The sequence below is a fragment of the Pseudomonas sp. GCEP-101 genome (assembly GCF_025133575.1).
GTDB lineage: Bacteria > Pseudomonadota > Gammaproteobacteria > Pseudomonadales > Pseudomonadaceae > Pseudomonas > Pseudomonas nitroreducens_B.
The window spans coordinates 402,106-420,423 of the sequence record NZ_CP104011.1; the positions used below are offsets into that span (position 1 = coordinate 402,106).

The window sequence follows — 18,318 nt, forward strand, 5'->3', positions numbered from 1 at the left end:
CATTAAGCCAGGTAAAGAAAAAGGGGAAAGCCAAGCTTTCCCCTTTTCGTGTCGCCTCAGGCCAGACTCAGCCGACCCAGACGCGGGCGTTGCGGAACATGCGCATCCAGCCGCCGTCCTCTTCCCACTCGTCCGGACGCCAGGAGTTCTGCACGGCGCGGAACACGCGTTCCGGGTGCGGCATCATGATGGTCACGCGGCCGTCGCGGCTGGTAAGGCCGGTGATGCCGCGCGGCGAGCCGTTCGGGTTGGCCGGGTAGCTCTCGGTGACCTTGCCCAGGTTGTCGACGAAGCGCAGGGCCACGGTGCCGGACAGGTCGGCTTCCAGCAGCGCTTCCTCGCTTTCGAACTCCGCATGGCCTTCGCCGTGGGCGATGGCGATCGGCAGGCGCGAACCGGCCATGCCCTGCAGGAAGATCGACTGCGACTCCTGCACCTGGACCATCGCCACGCGCGCTTCGAACTGCTCGGAGCGGTTGCGCACGAAGTGCGGCCAGAATTCAGTGCCGGGGATCAGCTCGTGCAGGTTGGACATCATCTGGCAACCGTTGCACACGCCCAGGGCGAAGCTGTCCTTGCGCTCGAAGAAGGCCTGGAAGCCATCGCGGGCACGGGCGTTGAACAGGATCGACTTGGCCCAGCCCTCGCCGGCGCCCAGTACGTCGCCGTAGGAGAAGCCGCCGCAGGCCACCAGGCCCTTGAACTGCTCCAGGCTGATGCGACCGGAGAGGATGTCGCTCATGTGCACGTCGACGGCGGCGAAGCCGGCGCGGTCGAAGGCCGCGGCCATTTCCACCTGACCGTTGACGCCTTGCTCGCGCAGGATGGCGATCTGCGGGCGCACGCCTTTCTTGATGTAGGGCGCAGCGATGTTGTCGTTGACGTCGAAGCTCAGTTTCACCGACAGGCCGGGGTTGTCTTCTGCCAGCAGGCCGTCGAATTCCTGGTCGGCACAGTCGGCGTTGTCGCGCATGCGCTGGATGCGGTAGCTGGTCTCGCTCCAGATGCGCTGCAGGTTCCGGCGCTGGGCGCTGAAGACGCGCTCGCCGCCGAACGACAGCTCGATATCGGCGCCATTGGCCGGCTGGCCGATGACGGCGACGCAGTCTTCCAGGCCGGCAGCGCTGAACTGGGCGAGCACTTCCGGCGTCGCGCCGCTGCGCACCTGGATCACCGCGCCGAGTTCTTCGTTGAACAGGGCGGCGGTCAGGTCGTCACGGCTGTCGGCCAGGGCGTCGAGGTTCAGGTCCAGGCCGCAATGACCGGCGAAGGCCATTTCCACCACGGTGGCCATCAGGCCGCCGTCGGAACGGTCGTGGTAGGCCAGCAGGTGGCCGTCGGTGTTCAGGCCCTGGATCACGGCGAAGAAGGCTTTCAGGTCCTCGGCATCGTCGACGTCCGGCGCGGCGCGGCCGATCTGGCCGTTGACCTGGGCGAGAATGGAGCCGCCCATGCGGTTCTTGCCACGGCCCAGGTCGATGACGATCAGGTCGGTTTCGCCCTTGTCCAGGCGCAGCTGCGGGGTCAGGGTCTTGCGGATGTCGTTGACCGGGGCGAAGCCGGAGATGATCAGCGACATCGGCGAGGTGACGCTCTTCTCGGCGTCGCCATCCTGCCAGCGGGTCTTCATGGACATGGAGTCCTTGCCCACCGGGATGGTGATGCCCAGCGCCGGGCACAGCTCCATGCCGACGGCCTTGACGGTGTCGTACAGGCGCGCGTCCTCGCCCGGGTGGCCGGCGGCGGCCATCCAGTTGGCGGAGAGCTTGATCTCGGAGATCTTGTCGATGCTGGCGGCGGCCAGGTTGGTGATGGTCTCGCCGATCGCCATGCGGCCGGAGGCCGGGGCGTCAATCAGGGCCAGCGGGGTGCGCTCGCCCATGGCCATGGCTTCACCGGTGTAGACGTCGAAGCTGGTGGCGGTGACGGCGCAGTCGGCCACCGGTACCTGCCACGGGCCGACCAGCTGGTCGCGGGCCACCAGGCCGGTGATGGTGCGGTCGCCGATGGTGATCAGGAAGTTCTTGCTGGCGACGGCCGGGTGGCGCAGCACGCGCTCGGTGGACTCGGTCAGGTCCAGGCCGGCCGCGGCGAAGTCATCGCCCAGTTCGGCTTCGCGGGTGACCGAGCGGTGCATGCGCGGCGGCTTGCCCAGCAGCACTTCGAGCGGCATGTCCACCGGCTTGTTGCCGAAGTGGCTGTCGGCGACGGTGAGCTGCTTCTCTTCGGTGGCTTCGCCGACCACGGCGAACGGGCAGCGCTCGCGCTCGCAGATGGCCTTGAAGGTTTCGAAGTCGGCAGCGTCGACCGACATCACGTAGCGTTCCTGCGACTCGTTGCACCAGATTTCCAGCGGGCTCATGCCCGGCTCGTCGTTGGGCACGTTGCGCAGTTCGAAGCGGCCGCCACGGCCACCGTCGTTGATCAGTTCCGGCAGGGCGTTGGAAATCCCGCCCGCGCCCACGTCGTGGATGAACTTGATGGGGTTCTTGTCGCCCATCTGCCAGCAGCGGTCGATGACCTCCTGGCAACGGCGCTCCATTTCCGGGTTCTCGCGCTGCACCGAGGCGAAGTCCAGGTCCGCGGCGGACGCGCCGGTGGCCATGGAGGACGCGGCGCCGCCGCCCAGGCCGATCAGCATGGCCGGGCCGCCGAGCACGATCAGCTTGGCGCCGACCGAGATCTCGCCCTTCTGCACGTGGTCTTCGCGGATGTTGCCCATGCCGCCGGCGATCATGATCGGCTTGTGGTAACCGCGGACTTCCTCACCACGCGGGGTGGCGATGGCCTGCTCGAAGGTACGGAAGTAGCCGGCCAGGTTCGGGCGGCCGAATTCATTGTTGAACGCGGCGCCGCCCAGCGGGCCTTCGATCATGATGTCCAGCGGGGTGACGATGCGTTCGGGCTTGCCGTAGGGCACTTCCCAGGGCTGCTCGAAACCGGGGATGTTCAGGTTGGACACGGTGAAGCCGACCAGGCCGGCCTTGGGCTTGGCGCCACGGCCGGTCGCGCCTTCGTCGCGGATCTCGCCGCCGGAGCCGGTGGAGGCGCCGGGGAACGGGGCGATGGCGGTCGGGTGGTTGTGCGTCTCCACCTTCATCAGGATGTGCACCGGCTCTTCGCTGGCGCCGTACTGGCGGGTCTCGGCGTTCGGGTAGAAGCGGCCGGCGACGTAGCCTTTCATGACCGCGGCGTTGTCCTTGTAGGCGGACAGCACGCCCTCGCGGTGCATTTCATAAGTGTTCTTGATCATGCCGAACAGGCTCTTGTCCTGAGCCTGGCCGTCGATGTCCCAACTGGCGTTGAAGATCTTGTGGCGGCAGTGTTCGGAGTTGGCCTGGGCGAACATCATCAGCTCGACGTCGTGCGGGTTGCGGCCCAGCTCGACGAAGCTCTTCACCAGGTAGTCGATCTCGTCTTCGGCCAGGGCCAGGCCCAGCTCGAGGTTGGCCTTCTCCAGTGCGGCGCGGCCGCCGGCGAGGATGTCCACCACGGTCAGCGGCTTGGGCTGGGCGTGGCTGAACAGCGCGGAAGCGTCTTCGAGCTGGTTCAGCACCAGCTGGGTCATGCGGTCATGCAGGCGGGCGGCGACGGCTTGCGCGTCGGCCTCGCTCAGTTCACCGGTGACGTAGTAGGCGATGCCGCGCTCGAGGCGCTCGATCTTCGCCAGGCCGCAGTTGCGGGCGATGTCCGAGGCCTTGCTCGACCAGGGCGAGATGGTGCCGAAGCGCGGGACCACCAGGAACAGGCGGCCGGCGGGTTCCTGCACCGGGACGCTGGGGCCGTATTTCAGCAGGCGCGCCAGGACTTGTTCTTCCTCGGCGTTGAGGGCTCCGGTGACCTCGGCGAAGTGCGCAAACTCGGCATACAGCCCGGTGACGGCGGGCACATGCTGGGTCAGCAGGTCGAGCAGTTTGCCGTGGCGGAAAGCGGAAAGGGCGGGAGCACCGCGCAGGATCAGCATTGTCGGAACAGCCTCTGGAGACGGGGAAGTGTGTGGGGCCGGACGGGCCGGCCCACAGAGGCCGTGCATTCTACCGTAAAGCGCTGGCTGGCGGCACCTTTCAAGTGCCTTCCTTGCCGCTGCTGCGGCGGAAATCGCCATTCATCTTCGAAGGCCTTCGAGCGGCCTAGGAAAAAGCCCGGCCCGCCGGCCTTCAGCGCGAAAAATGCCGACGAACGGCACGGCAACTAGCAGAGAAGCTTCGACCTGTCGAGATATGGCGCCAAGCGGCCTTTGCGTATACTGCCCTGATGCTTGCCCTGACTGTGTCCCGTGTGCGCTGCACCGCCTGGATCTTGGCGACCTGTATCTTTCTGCTGCTTTGTGGCTGTAGCGAGGCGAAAGCCCCCACGGCCCTCGAGCGCGTGCAGAAGGACGGCGTGCTGCGCGTGATCACCCGCAACAGTCCGGCCACCTACTTCCAGGACCGCAACGGCGATACCGGCTTCGAGTACGAGCTGGCCAAGCGCTTTGCTGACAGCCTGGGCGTACAGCTGCAGATCGAAACCGCCGACAACATCGACGACCTCTACGATCGCATCGGCCGCGATGGCGGCCCGAACCTGGCCGCTGCCGGCCTGACGCCGGGCGGCGATCGCGATGCCCAGGTGCGCTACTCGCACTCCTACCTCGACGTCACCCCGCAGGTCGTCTACCGCAACGGCGCCCAGCGCCCTACCCGCCCCGAAGACCTGGTTGGCAAGCGCATCGTCGTGCTGAAAGGCAGCAGCCATGCCTCGCAACTGGCTGAGCTGAAGAAGCAATTCCCCGCGCTGGAATACCGCGAGTCCGACGCCGACGAAATGGTCGACCTGCTGCGCATGGTGGACGTGGGCGAAATCGACCTGACCCTGGTCGATTCCAACGAACTGGCGATGAACCAGGTGTACTTCCCCAACGTGCGCGTCGCCTTCGATCTGGGCGATGCCAAGGGCCTGGCCTGGGCGCTGCCGGCGGGGGATGACAACAGCCTGCTGGAGAAGGTCAACGCCTTCCTCGACAAGGCCAAGCAGGACGGCCTGCTGCAACGCCTGAAGGATCGTTACTACGGCCACGTGGATGTACTGGGCTACGTCGGTGCCTACACCTTCGCCCAGCACCTGCAGCAGCGTCTGCCCAAGTACGAGCAGCATTTCCGTCAGAGCGGCACCAAGCTCGAGGCAGACTGGCGCCTGCTGGCCGCCATCGGCTACCAGGAATCCATGTGGCAGCCCGACGCGACCTCCAAGACCGGCGTGCGTGGCCTGATGATGCTGACCAACCGCACCGCCCAGGCTATGGGCGTGGCCAACCGCCTGGACCCGAAGCAGAGCATCCAGGGCGGCAGCAAGTATTACGTGCAGATCAAGGACGAGTTGCCCGACAGCATCAAGGACCCCGACCGCATGTGGTTCGCCCTGGCCGCCTACAACATCGGCGGCGCGCACCTGGACGACGCGCGCAAGATGGCCGAGCAGGAAGGCCTGAACCCGAACAAGTGGCTCGACGTAAAGAAGATGCTGCCGCGCCTGGCGCAGAAGCAGTACTACCGCAAGACGCGCTACGGCTACGCGCGCGGCGGCGAGACCGTGCACTTCGTGCAGAACGTGCGCCGCTACTACGACATCCTCACCTGGGTGACCCAGCCGCAGATGGAAGGCGGCCAGCTCGCCGAAAGCGGCCTGCACCTGCCAGGCGTGAACAAGACCAAGCCCGATGAGGACGACGAGCGCGACCAGAAGCTCTGAGGCCCAGCGCAAATCGAAATCGGTGATCCCCTTGTAGGAGCGGACTTCGTCCGCGATAGGCCTGGCGCTGCGCCGTTCGCGAGCAAGCTCGCTCCTACGAAAGGCCCCAATCCCGACCGTTTCCAGCCTTGGTTTTTAAAGACTTCCAGAGAAATATCCAGGCGCTCCGAATGCCCCGTTCAGGAGGCCGAGTGGAAGCGGAGTTTCAGGGGTTGAGCGACATGGATGTCGCGAGAGCGCTGTCGGGCCAGGGATGGCCCGTCAGCGCGGGCCCCTGAAACTTCGCTTCCACGAGGGAATTTTTCGCCTAAGCGAAAAACCGGATGTCCGGGGCAAGCCTTTTGGTTACTTTTCGGCGTTTGGAAAAGTAACTCGCCCGAGGGGGCGAAACCAGAGGCCCGCGCGCACACCGAAGCGACGCAGTACCCCCATCAAGACGCCCAGTATCACAACGGGAAAATGCTCAGCCCTTGCGCCGCGCCTTGAAGAAGGCAGAAAGCATCGCGCTGCACTCCTCCCCCAACACCCCGCCCTCCACCAGCACCCGGTGGTTGAGGAAGTCCTGCTCGAAGAAGTTGCCCCGGCTGACCACCACGCCGGATTTCGGCTCCGTGGCGCCGAACACCACGCGCTGGATGCGCGAGTGCACCAGCAGGCCGGCGCACATGCTGCAGGGTTCGAGGGTGACGTAGAGGGTGCTGCCAGGCAGGCGGTAGTTCTGCGCCGCGGCGGCGGCTTCGCGGATGGCGACCATCTCCGCGTGGGCACTGGGATCGTGGGAGGTGATCGGCCGGTTGAAACCGCGGCCGATGACCTGCCCGTCCAGCACCAGCACGGCGCCCACCGGCACTTCGCCCAGCGCCGCGCCCTGCTCGGCCAGCGACAGGGCCTCGCGCATGAAGGGGATGTCCTGGCTGCGGTCGATGACCGGCACCAGCCCCTTCACCGTCGGGTGCCCTTTGCTGTTGGTCAGCCGCACCATGCCTCACCCACTGCGATGGTTCCCATCAAGCCGGTCTCCATGTGATCGATCACGTGGCAGTGGAACATCCACAGGCCGGGGTTATCCGCCACCAGCGCCACGCGTGCCGTCTCATTCTTGCCCAGCAGGTAGGTATCGGTGAAATACGGAATGATCTCCCGACGATCTGAGTCCAGCACCTTGAACGTCATGCCGTGCAGGTGGATCGGGTGCTGGTACTGCGTCATGTTGCGCAGCACGAAGATGTAGCTGTTGCCTTCCTTGAGTTTGGCCAGCGGCGGCGCGTTGTGCTTGTGCTCCTCGCCACCCTGCCAGGCCACGCCATTGATCTGCCACAGCGAGGGGGCCGACTGGCCCTTGGAATAGTCGGACATGGCGCCGACCCATTCGAACTTGAAGTTGATGGTCTCGGCGTTCTTCAGGTCCGGCTCGGCCACCGGGTTATGCGGCAGCGCAGCCGGCCACCGGGCGGTCGGAGCCTTGGAGTTGGCCACGCCACGAATGGTCGCCAGGCGCACCGGGCCATTGCGCAGCGACAGCTCGGTGCCTTCCGCCGGGCCACGGATACCCAGCTCCAGGCGCATCCCCGGGCCCATCCAGTACTGGTCGTTGGGGCCCTTGCCGAAGTCGCGCGGCGCCACCGGGTGGCCATCGATGGCGTAGATCTTCGCCTCGGCGTCCGGCAGGTTGAGGCGGTAGGTCACGGTGTTGTCGACGTTGAGCAGGCGCACCCGGACGATCTCGCCGGCGGGCAGCTCGATCACCGGCGCGCGTTCGCCGTTGATGGTCGACAGCCGCCCGCGGGTGCCTTCGCGCGCGGCCTCGCGGGGCACGCTGAAGGCGGTGAAATTGCCCTCCTCGTCCACGCGCCAGGTCTTCAGGCAGAGGATCTTCTCGCTGCTGAACTCGCTCGGCTCGCGCTCGTCGATGATCAGCGGCCCGACCAGGCCACGGCCCAGCTGCTCGCTGCTCATCAGGTGCGGGTGGTACCAGTAGCTGCCGGCATCCGGCGTCTTGAATTGGTAGACGAAGCTCTCGCCCGGCTGCACCGGCGGTTGCGAGATGTAGGGCACGCCGTCCATCTCGATGGGCAGGCGGATGCCGTGCCAGTGAATGGTGGTGGGCTCGTCCAGCCTGTTGGTGAAGCGCACCCGCAGCCAGTCGCCCTGGCGCGCGCGGATTTCCACGCCGGGAGCCTGGCCGCCATAGCCCAGGCCAGGAGTCTTGTGGCCAGGCACCAGCTCCAGGTCCAGGGGAGCGGCGATCAGCTCGTAATCATGTTCGGCGGCCACTTCCGGGCGCGCCAGCCAGAGGCGCGCGCCACCGGTGCCCAGGCCGAGCACGGCCAGGCCGGCGATGCCGCCGAGTACTTGTCTACGGGTAAACGACATGGGTCCAGATCCTCGAACAAGGGACTCAAGGGACTTGCGACCCCATCGGCTTTCACGGAGGTTGGCGCGTTTCGCGCCCGGCGCCAGGCTCTGGCGGCCGGCTGCACGGAGGTGACTCTGCACGAGGACGGCGGCGCCGCTCATGCCTCAGGTCAAGGACGGGCATCGCCCGCCCTTACCTGCAAAGAAGGCGGCGAGCATGCCGCCTTCTTCGTTAAGAGGATGTTAAATCCCCTCGATCATTCCCACTCGATGGTGGCCGGCGGCTTGCTCGACACGTCGTAGGTGACGCGGGAGATGCCTTCGATCTCGTTGATGATGCGGTTCGAGACCTTCTCCAGCAGCTCGTACGGCAGGTGCGCCCAGCGAGCGGTCATGAAGTCGATGGTTTCCACGGCGCGCAGGGCCACGACCCAGGCGTAGCGACGGCCATCGCCGACCACACCGACGGATTTCACCGGCTGGAACACCACGAAGGCCTGGCTGGTCTTGTGGTACCAGTCGAAGTTGCGCAGCTCTTCGATGAAGATGTGGTCCGCGCGACGCAGCAGGTCGGCGTACTCCTTCTTCACCTCGCCGAGGATGCGCACGCCCAGGCCCGGGCCCGGGAACGGGTGGCGGTAGACCATGTCGTAGGGCAGGCCCAGTTCCAGGCCGATCTTACGGACTTCGTCCTTGAACAGCTCGCGCAGCGGCTCGACCAGTTCGAACTGCATGTCTTCGGGCAGGCCGCCGACGTTGTGGTGCGACTTGATCACGTGGGCCTTGCCGGTCTTGGCGCCAGCCGACTCGATCACGTCGGGGTAGATGGTGCCCTGGGCCAGGAACTTCACGTCCTGCAGCTTGGTGGCTTCGTCGTCGAAGACCTCGATGAAGGTCTTGCCGATGATCTTGCGCTTCTGCTCCGGGTCGCTGACGCCGGCCAGGCGGCCGAGGAACAGCTCTTCGGCGTTGGCGCGAATCACCTTGACGCCCATGTTCTCGGCGAACATGGCCATCACCTGGTCGCCCTCGTGCAGGCGCAGCAGGCCGTTGTCGACGAAGACGCAGGTCAGCTGGTCGCCGATGGCCTTGTGCAGCAGGGCCGCGACCACGGAGGAATCCACGCCGCCGGACAGGCCCAGCAGCACCTTGGAGTTGCCCACCTGGGCGCGCACGGTGGCGATGGCGTCGTTGACGATGTTGGACGGGGTCCACAGGGCTTCGCAGCCGCAGATGTCCAGCACGAAGCGGGAGAGGATGCGACCGCCCTGCTTGGTGTGAGTCACTTCCGGGTGGAACTGCACGCCGTAGTAACCGCGGGCATCGTCAGCCATGGCGGCGATCGGGCAGCTCGGGGTGCTGGCGAGGATGTGGAAGCCCGCCGGGATCTCGGTGACCTTGTCGCCGTGGCTCATCCAGACGTCGAGGCCGAACACGCCGTCGCCGTCCACATGGTCTTCGATGCCGTCCAGCAGGCGCGCCTTGCCGACCACGTCGACACGGGCGTAGCCGAATTCGCGCAGGTCCGAACCCAGCACCTTGCCGCCCATCTGCTCGGCCATGGTCTGCATGCCGTAGCAGATGCCGAACAGCGGCACCTTCAGGTCGAACACCGCCTGCGGCGCACGCGGGCTGTTGGCTTCGTGCACCGACTCCGGGCCGCCGGCCAGGATGATGCCGCGCGGGGCGAAGGCGCGAACCTCGTCGTCGCTCATGTCGAACGGATGGATCTCGCAGTACACGCCGATCTCGCGCACGCGGCGGGCGATCAGCTGGGTGTACTGGGAGCCGAAGTCGAGGATCAGGATCCGGTGAGCGTGAATGTCTTGGGCCATGGCCATCTCTCGTAGCGAAATTCTCAAACGACACGGGGCTGTATCAACCAGCCCCGTGTCCGACTCATTTACCTTGAAGCCCTCAACCTACGCGGTAGTTCGGCGCTTCCTTGGTGATCTGCACATCGTGGACGTGGGATTCGGCCATGCCGGCGCCAGTGATGCGAACGAACTGCGGCTTGGTGCGCATGTCCTGAATGTCGGCGCTGCCGGTGTAGCCCATGGCGGCACGCAGGCCACCCATCAGTTGGTGGACGATGGCGGTCAGTTGGCCTTTATAGGGCACGCGGCCTTCGATGCCTTCGGGTACCAGCTTCTCGGCGCCGGCGGAGGCGTCCTGGAAGTAGCGGTCGGAGGAACCGGTGGAACCGGCCATGGCGCCCAGGGAGCCCATGCCACGGTAGGACTTGTAGGAACGGCCCTGGAACAGCTCGATCTCGCCCGGCGCTTCTTCGGTACCGGCGAACATCGAACCCATCATCACGCAGTAGGCGCCAGCCACCATGGCCTTGGCCAGGTCACCGGAGAAACGGATGCCGCCGTCGGCGATCAGCGGAACGCCGGTGCCCTCCAGGGCAGCGGCGACGTTGGCGATGGCGGAGATCTGCGGCACGCCGACACCCGCGACGATACGGGTGGTGCAGATGGAGCCCGGGCCGATGCCGACCTTCACGGCGTCGGCGCCGGCGTCAGCCAGTGCCTTGGCGGCCTCGCCGGTGGCGATGTTGCCGCCGATGACCTGTACCTGCGGGAAGGTTTCCTTCACCCAGCGCACGCGGTCGATCACGCCCTTGGAGTGACCGTGGGCGGTATCGACGACCACGACGTCGACGCCTGCGGCGACCAGGGCTGCCACACGCTCGCCGGTATCGGCGCCGGTGCCGACGGCTGCGCCGACGCGCAGGCGGCCTTCGTCGTCCTTGGAGGCCAGCGGGTAGGTCTTGGCCTTCTCGATGTCACGGAAGGTCACCAGGCCGGTCAGGCGGAACTTCTCGTCGACGATCAGCATCTTCTCGATGCGGTTCTCGTACAGAGCGGCCTTGATCTCTTCCAGGGCGGTGCCTTCGCGGGCGGTGACCAGCTTGTCCTTGGGGGTCATGATCGCGGAAACGCTGTCGCCGACGTTCGGCTTCACGCGCAGGTCGCGGCCGGTGACGATGCCGACCAGCTCGCCCTCTTCCACCACCGGGAAGCCGGAGAAGCCGTACTCGCGGGCGATCTGCAGCAGCTCGATGATCTTGGTCGACGGGGTCACGGTGACCGGGTCGCGAACGATGGCGGTCTCGTGCTTCTTGACCTTGCGAACCTCGGCAGCCTGCTGCTCGATGCTCATGTTCTTGTGGATGATGCCGATGCCGCCTTCCTGCGCCATGGCGATCGCCAGGCGGGATTCGGTGACGGTGTCCATCGCGGCGGACACCAGCGGAATGTTCAGCTCGATGCCTCGGGTCAGGCGGGTCTTCAGGCTCACGTCCTTGGGTAGAACTTCCGAATAACCCGGAATCAGGAGGACGTCGTCGAAAGTGAGGGCTTCTTGGCTGATGCGCAGCATGGCGGGGGCTCCCGATCGGGAAAAATGGAAGCGCGGCATTATATCTCAGCTCGGGGGCGCGGCTCAACGTAACCGGACGATCTGAACGACACCTTCGTTAACCTTGTGTGCTGGCCCCGGTCCGCAGGCCCGCTTATCATCCTTCGCCATGCAGAAAGATCCCTTCCAACGGCTGGGCCTCGATCGCGAGGTTCTGACCGTCAGCCAGCTCAACCAGCGCGCCCGCCACCTGCTGGAGGACGTATTCCCGCAGGTCTGGGTCGAGGGCGAGATCTCCAACCTCGCCCGCCCGGCATCCGGGCATCTGTATTTCACCTTGAAGGACAGCAACGCCCAGGTGCGCTGCGCGCTGTTCCGGCAGAACGCCCTGCGCGTGCGCCAGGCCCTGCGCGACGGCCTCGCGGTGCGGGTGCGCGGCAAGGTTTCGCTGTTCGAGGGGCGCGGCGACTACCAGTTGATCGCCGATGCCGTCGAACCGGCCGGTGACGGCGCGCTGCGCCTGGCGTTCGAGGCCCTGAAGGAAAAGCTCGCCGCCGAAGGCCTGTTCGCCGCCGAGCGCAAGCGCGAGCTGCCCGCCCACCCCCGGCGCATCGGCATCGTCAGCTCCCCCACCGGCGCGGTGATCCGCGACATCATCAGCGTGTTCCGCCGCCGCGCGCCGCAGGTCGAGCTGACCCTCATCCCCACCGCCGTGCAAGGCCGCGAGGCCATCGGGCAGATCGTCCGCGCGCTCAAGCTGGCCGACGCCCAGGGCTTCGACGCGCTGATCCTGGCTCGCGGTGGCGGCTCGCTGGAAGACCTCTGGTGCTTCAACGAGGAACCGGTGGCACGCGCCATCGCCTCCTGCGTGACGCCCATCGTCAGCGCCGTGGGCCATGAGACGGACGTTTCCATCAGCGACTTCGTCGCCGACGTGCGCGCGCCCACGCCCTCGGCCGCCGCCGAGCTGCTGGCGCCCCACAGTGGCGACCTGCAGCAACGCCTGGACGGCCTGCGTCGCCGGCTGATCCTGCGCATCCAGGACCGCCTGACCCGCGAGCGGCTGCGCCTGGAAGGCTGCGCCCGGCGCCTGCGCCACCCCGGCGAACGCCTGCGCCAGCAGTCCCAGCGCCTGGACGACCTGGACATGCGCCTGCGCCGGGCCTTCGAGCGCCAGCTGCACATCCGCCAGGAACGCGTCGCGCGGCTCGATACCCGCCTCGCCGCGCAACACCCCGGCCGCAACCTGGCCCTGCTGCGCCAGCGCCTGGAGAACCTCAGCACCCGCCTGCCCCGCGCCACCCACGCGATCCTGCGCGAGCAGCGCCAGCGCCTGGACGGCCTGATGCAGACCCTGCACATCGTCAGCCCGCTGGCGACCCTCGGCCGTGGCTACAGCATCCTGCTCGACGACAAGGGCCAGGCCATCCGCAGCGCCGCGCAGACCCGCAACGGCCAGCGCCTCAAGGCCCGGCTGGGCGATGGCGAGCTGGAGGTGCGCGTGGAGGACAACCACCAGGCGCCCGTCACCCTTTCCCTGCTGGACTGACCGCCGATGACCGACCTGCTCGCGCCGATCCTGCCGCAACCCGATCCCGACTGGGCCGAGGCCTTCCGCGTGCCCATCGTCGAGTGCGACCAGCCGTTGCAGGCCCTGGGCATCGCCACCGCCTTCGCGGTGTGGCCGGCCTATCACCGCCTGGGCGTGCCGAACGCGCAGCCGGAATGCTACGCCCGCACGGACGTCTTCGAGCGCCTGCTGCACGCCGCCAGCCTGCTGCCCGACGGCATCCGCCTGGTGATCCTCGATGCCTGGCGACCGTTCGCGGTACAGCAGCACCTGTATGACACGCTCTACGACATCCTCCGCCAGCACGAGCCGGACGCCGATCCGCGCGAGCTGACCCGGCGCACCCGCGAGTTCGTCGCGCCGCCCAGCACCCGCGCCGAATCCCCCAGCCCGCACCTGACCGGCGGCGCCATCGACCTGACCCTGTGCGACAGCGAGGGCCGCTGGCTGGACATGGGCAGCCTGTTCGACGAGGCGACGCCGCGCTCCTACACCCGCCATTACGAAGAGATCGCCCAGCCCGACGGCGCCCAGCGGCGCGTGCGGGACAACCGCCGGATGCTGTTCAACGCCATGCTGGCGGCGGGTTTCAGCAACCTTTCCAGCGAGTGGTGGCACTACGACTACGGCGACCAGCTGTGGGCCGCGCACCTGGGCAAGCCGCACGCCATCTATGGGCCGGCGCAGGTGCTGGGGCTGGAACAGCTATGGCGCCAGCAGCTCGAAGGGCTGCGTCGGTAGCTTGCAACGGGCGCCGTCCGGGACCTTCCTTGCGTGATGCGGGCCCATCGCGGACGGAGTCCGCTCCTACGCTGGCGGAATGCCCGCGGGCAGGACTGCCTGTAGGAGCGGACCTTGTCCGCGAAAAGGTTGCATCCACGCCGGGTCGTTCCGGGCGCGCCGGATGGATTTCGCGGACAAGGTCCGCTCCTGCGGGATATATCTGCGCTCGGCTTGGCCCTCACCCTAGCCCTCTCCCAAGGGGAGAGGGGACCGTTCGGCGCAGGATGAAACCTTGGCGTCAATCGGCTCGGACTGCTCCCTCTCCCTGAGGGAGAGGGCTGGGGTGAGAGGGATGCATCGGCACGGACTCCACAGAAGAAGACAACTGCTCCGACGAAAGCGCGCCGGGAGCTCGCTCCTAAGAAGAGCAATAGCAGCTCGCCAAGCCGTTCCGCTTTCGACGAAATCGCCCCGCCCAGCCGAAAGGCCCGTGTAGACTGCCCGCTTCGTCCGCCGCCATGTCCACGGATAGCGCCATGTTCCGATTCTGCTGCCTGCTCCTCGCCTCCCTTGTCACCCTCTCCGCCCACGCCGAGGGCTTCATCAGCCGCACGCTGAACAAGCCGGTGCCCGGCGGCGTCGCCGTGGTGCAGCTGGGCCAGGATGCCGCCGTCCCCACCGCCACCTTCCAGGGCAAACCGGTGCTGGTGGTGCGCGAGGAGGGCCGCGACTGGATCGCCATCGTCGGCATCCCGCTGACCGCCAAGGCCGGCAGCCAGCAGATCGTCGTGAAGCAGGCCGGCGCCAGCCGCAACCTCGGCTTCAGCGTGGGCAGCAAGCATTATAAAGAGCAGCGCATCCGACTTTCGAACACCCGCCAGGTAAACCCGCTGCCCGAAGACCTCAAGCGCATCAACCGCGAACTGGCCGAGCAGACCGAGGCCTACCGCAGCTTCAGCCCTGGCACGCCGAGCAACCTGGTGCTGGACAAGCCGGTCAACGGCCCGCTCTCCAGCCCCTTCGGCCTGCGCCGCTTCTTCAACGGCGAGGAGCGCAACCCGCACTCCGGGCTGGACTTCGCCGTGCCCGCCGGCACCCCGATCAAGACGCCGGCCGCCGGCAAGGTGATCCTGATCGGCAACTACTTCTTCAATGGCAACACCGTGTTCGTCGATCACGGCCAGGGCTTCATCAGCATGTTCTGCCACATGTCGAAGATCGACGTGAAACTCGGCGATCAGCTCGCCCGTGGCGACGTGGTCGGCCGGGTCGGCGCCACCGGCCGCGCGACCGGGCCGCACATGCACTGGAACGTCAGCCTCAACGACACCCGCGTCGATCCGGCAATCTTCATCGGCGCGTTCAAGCCCTGATGCGGATCCGTTTCGATGGGCGCAGTGCGCTCTTCGCGCTGCTCTGGTTCGCCGTGCTCATCACTCTGGCCACGGCCGGGGCGAACCTTGGCTGGCTGCGCGGCTTCGGCGGCGACGTGCTGGCGGTGATCTGGCTGTACTGCCTGCTGCGCGCAGCTATCGATGCTCCTGCCCACTGGCTGGCCGCTGCGGCGCTGGGCTGTGGATTGATCATCGAATTCGGCCAGTACCTCGCCGCGATCTTTCACTGGCAGATCGGCAACCGCGCGCTGCGCATCGTGCTCGGCGCCACGCCCGACTGGCTGGACGTGCTGGCCTACGGCATCGGCTTCGCGCTCATCCTCGCGGCGCGCCTGGCCCTCAGGGCCCGCTTACACGCTCGTGAGCTAGAGCCGTAGTAGGCGGAGAGTGCCCGAAGAGCGGTATCTACGCGCTGTAATCGAGCATCCGAGGGCGCTATCCAACGCCCTACGGCCGACGCGCAGCAGCGTGTAAACGGCCCTCAGGCCAGCGGGTAGCTGAAATACAGCGCCATCTCCCCGGGCAGCACCTGCGCCGGGTCGTAGAGGTCGGTGGACAGCCCGCTCAAGGCAAAACCACGGGAGCGGTAGAAGCCCACCGCCGGCACGTTGAGGTTCTGGGTTTCCAGCCACAGGTGGCGCGCCTCGGTGCCGCGCGCCCATGCCAGGCAGCCTTCCAGCAGTTGCACGCCGACGCCCTGGCCGCGCGCGGCGGCGAGGACGAAGAGGTCGTCCAGCACCGCGCGGCGATTCCAGATTTCATAGTGGGCGATGGCGAACCCCAGGCGCTCGCCCTCCTCGTCGACGACCACGGCGGTCCAGTCCGCCGCCGTCACATCGTCCTCGAGGTCGGCGAAGGGATAGCGCTTGGTCTGCGTCTCTGCCAGGCGTTCCTCGCGCAGGATGAAGCCATCGGCGGCGCTCTCGATGCGCAGCATCGAGTCGCTGGAGTAGCTGCCGTCGAACCCCAGCAGCCACTCGCTGTCTTGCGCCCACACCAGCGGGCGCAGGAGCCGGTCGCTCATCAGTTGTGGTTCATGCCGTGCATGTCGTGGCCCATGTCCGTGCCCCCGTCTGTTCCTTTAGAGAGCGGTGCGTCTTTCTGCACCGCGACCTCGACCTTCACATCGCCGGCCTTCTGGAAGTGCAGGGTCAGCGGGAAGCGCTCGCCATCGGCCAGCGGCTTCTTCAGCCCGAACAGCATCAGGTGGTACTGGCCGGGCGCGAAGACGATCTTGCCGCCAGCGGGAATATCCACGCCCTCGACCTTCTGCATCTTCATCATGCCGTCCTTCTCCACGTGCTGGTGCACCTCGGCGCTGGCGGCGCGCTCGGTGTCGGCGCCGAGCAGGCGGTCCGCCTCCTTGCCGTGGTTTTGCACGATGAAGTAGGCGGCGCCGTTCACCGAGTTGGCCGGCAGCAGCAGCGACCACGGGTGGTCGATGTGCAGGTTGCCGGCCTCGTATTCGTGGGCCATGGCGGCGCCGGAGAAGCCCAGCAGCACAGCGAAAGCGAGCAGGGATTTACGCATGTTCGAGACTCCAGTTGGCTTGTGATCGGGTCCGCCGGGATGGCGGGAATCCATCGGGCCGCGGGCGCAACGATCGCGCCGCAGCATAGCCTGCCTCGCGGCAGGCGTCAGGTTGAAACACCACAGGCATCAGCCCAGGGCCGGGCGGCGCGGCTTGATCCGCGACAGCACCGCCCAGTCCAGCGCCCATACCAGCAGCAGCGACGCGCCCACCAGCGGGAAGGCGACGCCGAGGATGACCATGATCGCCACCCCACCCTTCCACACCGGCAGCGCGTGGGGCATCGGCGGCACGCCCAGCCGCCCCTGCGGGCGGCGCTTCCACCAGATCCACAGGCCACTGACCGCGCTGAGCAGGATCATCAGGCAGACGGCGAGCATCAGCAGTTGGTTGAACAGGCCGAACATTTTGCCTTCGTGCAGCATCACGCCGGACTCAACGCCCTTGGCCACCAGCCCGTAGTCCTTCCAGCGCACGTCGGCGAGCACCTTGCCGGTGTACTGGTCGATGTGCAGGGTGGCGTCGTTGCGCGAGTCGTCGGCGAACACCGAAACGGTGAACACACCCTGCTCGCCCTTGGGCAGGGCAATGGCATAGCCCGGCGTCACGCCGGCCCGGTCGGCGGTATCGACCACCTGCTGCAGGCTGATCTGCGGCATCGCCATGCCGCCCGAACCATGGGCCATGTGCTCGGCGTGGTCGCCGCCGGACATCGGCATCGGTGTGTTTTCCATGGCCCAGGGGATGGTCTGGCGGTGCGCCTGGTTGAGCGTGCGTGCTTCCAGGTCGGACTTGGGCACCTCGTTCCACATGGGCGCCGGGAAGCGGTTCCACACGTCGGCGAAGGTCTTGCCCCAGAAGCCGGTCCAGGTCATGCCGGTGAGCAGCATGAAGAGCATCAGCAACGAGCCCCAGAAGCCGACCACCAGGTGCACCTCGCGCCACAGCGCGCGGCCCCGGCGCGACAGGTCCGGCCACAGCAGCACGCGCAGCGAACGCTGGCGCGGCCACCACAGGTACAGGCCGGACACCACCAGGACGATACCCCAGCCGGCGGCCAGCTCGATCAGCCGGTCACCGACGGTGCCGATCATCAGCTCGCCGTGCAGCGCGCGGGCCATTGCCTGCAGGTTGGACTTGCCGTCCTGCACGCCGAGCAGCTTGCCGCTATACGGATCGACGAAGGCGTTCACCTCGCGCCCTTCCAGCTGCGCCACGAATTGCGCACTGCGGTCGGCGGCCGGCGCCGGCAGGTACTGGCTGACCTGCAATTGCGGTTTCTGGTGATGCAGGTGCATCAGTTGCTCGTCGGCGGACAGCCGCACCTCGCCCGGTGTCACCTGCAGCAGGTCGCGGTACATCAGCGGGTCGAGCTGCGGCTTGAACAGGTAGATGATCCCGGTGATCGACAGCAGGATCATGAACGGCGCGACGAACAGCCCGGCATAGAAGTGCCAGCGCCAGGCCAGGTTGTAGAAATCGAATGTCTTCTTCTGCATTCGTTGATCTCCTCACGCAAGGAGGCCCCCGTCCGGCGGGGGCCGGTATCAGGGTCTGATGGTGCTTCGACGTGAGCCGCGTTGCCGCGTCAAATCACGCCAGGCTAGGCACGGGGCGCAGGAAATGGTCATTCCCTTTTCAAGTCCCGT

At 66.8% G+C, this 18,318-nt stretch carries 13 protein-coding genes; 5 read left to right on the forward strand and 8 right to left on the reverse strand.

Translation table 11 applies throughout. The annotated features are described in order from the left end of the window. Positions 1–67: 67 nt before the first annotated feature. Positions 68–3,964 (reverse strand): phosphoribosylformylglycinamidine synthase, encoded by a 3,897-nt coding sequence (purL, locus tag N0B71_RS01875; RefSeq protein ID WP_259756891.1) that lies wholly within the window; start codon positions 3,962–3,964, stop codon positions 68–70. 290 nt (positions 3,965–4,254) lie between these two features. On the opposite strand from purL, the gene mltF reads away from it, so the two are divergent. Then, on the forward strand, positions 4,255–5,730 hold the full coding sequence (gene mltF, locus N0B71_RS01880) for a membrane-bound lytic murein transglycosylase MltF (RefSeq protein ID WP_259756893.1): 1,476 nt from the start codon (positions 4,255–4,257) through the stop codon (positions 5,728–5,730). Between the two features lie 463 nt (positions 5,731–6,193). Here the strand turns inward: mltF and tadA are convergent, their stop codons facing one another. The 4 genes from tadA to guaB all read right to left on the reverse strand — a co-directional run bounded on the left by tadA (position 6,194) and on the right by guaB (position 11,472). Continuing rightward, positions 6,194–6,712: a tRNA adenosine(34) deaminase TadA gene (gene tadA, locus N0B71_RS01885; protein ID WP_442964644.1), complete on the reverse strand. Its 519-nt coding sequence runs from the start codon at positions 6,710–6,712 to the stop codon at positions 6,194–6,196. After that, entirely contained in the window at positions 6,700–8,103 is a 1,404-nt protein-coding gene (locus tag N0B71_RS01890) for a multicopper oxidase family protein (RefSeq protein WP_259756895.1), read from the reverse strand. The genes tadA and N0B71_RS01890 overlap by 13 nt, the downstream gene beginning before the upstream one ends. Before the next feature lie 239 nt (positions 8,104–8,342). After that, a complete protein-coding gene (guaA, locus tag N0B71_RS01895) occupies positions 8,343–9,920 on the reverse strand; it encodes a glutamine-hydrolyzing GMP synthase (protein ID WP_259756897.1) in 1,578 nt (525 codons plus the stop codon). Positions 9,921–10,002: 82 nt separating this feature from the next. Beyond that, positions 10,003–11,472 carry an IMP dehydrogenase gene (guaB, locus tag N0B71_RS01900; protein ID WP_259756898.1) on the reverse strand — a complete coding sequence of 490 codons (1,470 nt, stop codon included), beginning with the start codon at positions 11,470–11,472 and terminating at the stop codon, positions 10,003–10,005. A gap of 148 nt (positions 11,473–11,620) precedes the next feature. Here guaB and xseA point away from each other — a divergent pair, with 148 nt between their 5' ends. The 4 genes from xseA to N0B71_RS01920 all read left to right on the forward strand — a co-directional run bounded on the left by xseA (position 11,621) and on the right by N0B71_RS01920 (position 15,515). Further along, positions 11,621–13,000 (forward strand): exodeoxyribonuclease VII large subunit, encoded by a 1,380-nt coding sequence (gene xseA, locus N0B71_RS01905; protein WP_259756899.1) that lies wholly within the window; start codon positions 11,621–11,623, stop codon positions 12,998–13,000. Between the two features lie 6 nt (positions 13,001–13,006). Then, a complete protein-coding gene (locus N0B71_RS01910; protein ID WP_259756900.1) occupies positions 13,007–13,762 on the forward strand; it encodes a M15 family metallopeptidase in 756 nt (251 codons plus the stop codon). Between the two features lie 518 nt (positions 13,763–14,280). Continuing rightward, positions 14,281–15,117: a M23 family metallopeptidase gene (locus tag N0B71_RS01915; protein ID WP_259756901.1), complete on the forward strand. Its 837-nt coding sequence runs from the start codon at positions 14,281–14,283 to the stop codon at positions 15,115–15,117. Next, on the forward strand, positions 15,117–15,515 hold the full coding sequence (locus N0B71_RS01920) for a ribosomal maturation YjgA family protein (RefSeq protein ID WP_259756902.1): 399 nt from the start codon (positions 15,117–15,119) through the stop codon (positions 15,513–15,515). The genes N0B71_RS01915 and N0B71_RS01920 overlap by 1 nt, the downstream gene beginning before the upstream one ends. Positions 15,516–15,619: 104 nt before the next feature. Here the strand turns inward: N0B71_RS01920 and N0B71_RS01925 are convergent, their stop codons facing one another. From N0B71_RS01925 to N0B71_RS01935, 3 genes are all read right to left on the reverse strand, one after another. Beyond that, positions 15,620–16,162, reverse strand: coding sequence for a GNAT family N-acetyltransferase (locus N0B71_RS01925; protein WP_259756903.1), 543 nt, complete (start codon positions 16,160–16,162; stop codon positions 15,620–15,622). Continuing rightward, entirely contained in the window at positions 16,162–16,668 is a 507-nt protein-coding gene (locus tag N0B71_RS01930) for a copper chaperone PCu(A)C (protein WP_259756905.1), read from the reverse strand. Before N0B71_RS01930 ends, N0B71_RS01925 begins: the two co-directional genes overlap by 1 nt. Positions 16,669–16,797: 129 nt before the next feature. Then, on the reverse strand, positions 16,798–18,168 hold the full coding sequence (locus N0B71_RS01935; RefSeq protein ID WP_259756906.1) for a PepSY-associated TM helix domain-containing protein: 1,371 nt from the start codon (positions 18,166–18,168) through the stop codon (positions 16,798–16,800). Between the last annotated feature and the right edge of the window lie 150 nt (positions 18,169–18,318).

Bases quoted from the DNA above. Each gene is read 5' to 3' on its own strand.
- purL (WP_259756891.1), bottom strand. From the start codon at position 3,964: ATGCTGATCCTGCGCGGTGCTCCCGCCCTTTCCGCTTTCCGCCACGGC.
- mltF (WP_259756893.1), top strand. From the start codon at position 4,255: ATGCTTGCCCTGACTGTGTCCCGTGTGCGCTGCACCGCCTGGATCTTG.
- tadA (WP_442964644.1), bottom strand. From the start codon at position 6,712: ATGGTGCGGCTGACCAACAGCAAAGGGCACCCGACGGTGAAGGGGCTG.
- N0B71_RS01890 (WP_259756895.1), bottom strand. From the start codon at position 8,103: ATGTCGTTTACCCGTAGACAAGTACTCGGCGGCATCGCCGGCCTGGCC.
- guaA (WP_259756897.1), bottom strand. From the start codon at position 9,920: ATGGCCCAAGACATTCACGCTCACCGGATCCTGATCCTCGACTTCGGC.
- guaB (WP_259756898.1), bottom strand. From the start codon at position 11,472: ATGCTGCGCATCAGCCAAGAAGCCCTCACTTTCGACGACGTCCTCCTG.
- xseA (WP_259756899.1), top strand. From the start codon at position 11,621: ATGCAGAAAGATCCCTTCCAACGGCTGGGCCTCGATCGCGAGGTTCTG.
- N0B71_RS01910 (WP_259756900.1), top strand. From the start codon at position 13,007: ATGACCGACCTGCTCGCGCCGATCCTGCCGCAACCCGATCCCGACTGG.
- N0B71_RS01915 (WP_259756901.1), top strand. From the start codon at position 14,281: ATGTTCCGATTCTGCTGCCTGCTCCTCGCCTCCCTTGTCACCCTCTCC.
- N0B71_RS01920 (WP_259756902.1), top strand. From the start codon at position 15,117: ATGCGGATCCGTTTCGATGGGCGCAGTGCGCTCTTCGCGCTGCTCTGG.
- N0B71_RS01925 (WP_259756903.1), bottom strand. From the start codon at position 16,162: ATGAGCGACCGGCTCCTGCGCCCGCTGGTGTGGGCGCAAGACAGCGAG.
- N0B71_RS01930 (WP_259756905.1), bottom strand. From the start codon at position 16,668: ATGCGTAAATCCCTGCTCGCTTTCGCTGTGCTGCTGGGCTTCTCCGGC.
- N0B71_RS01935 (WP_259756906.1), bottom strand. From the start codon at position 18,168: ATGCAGAAGAAGACATTCGATTTCTACAACCTGGCCTGGCGCTGGCAC.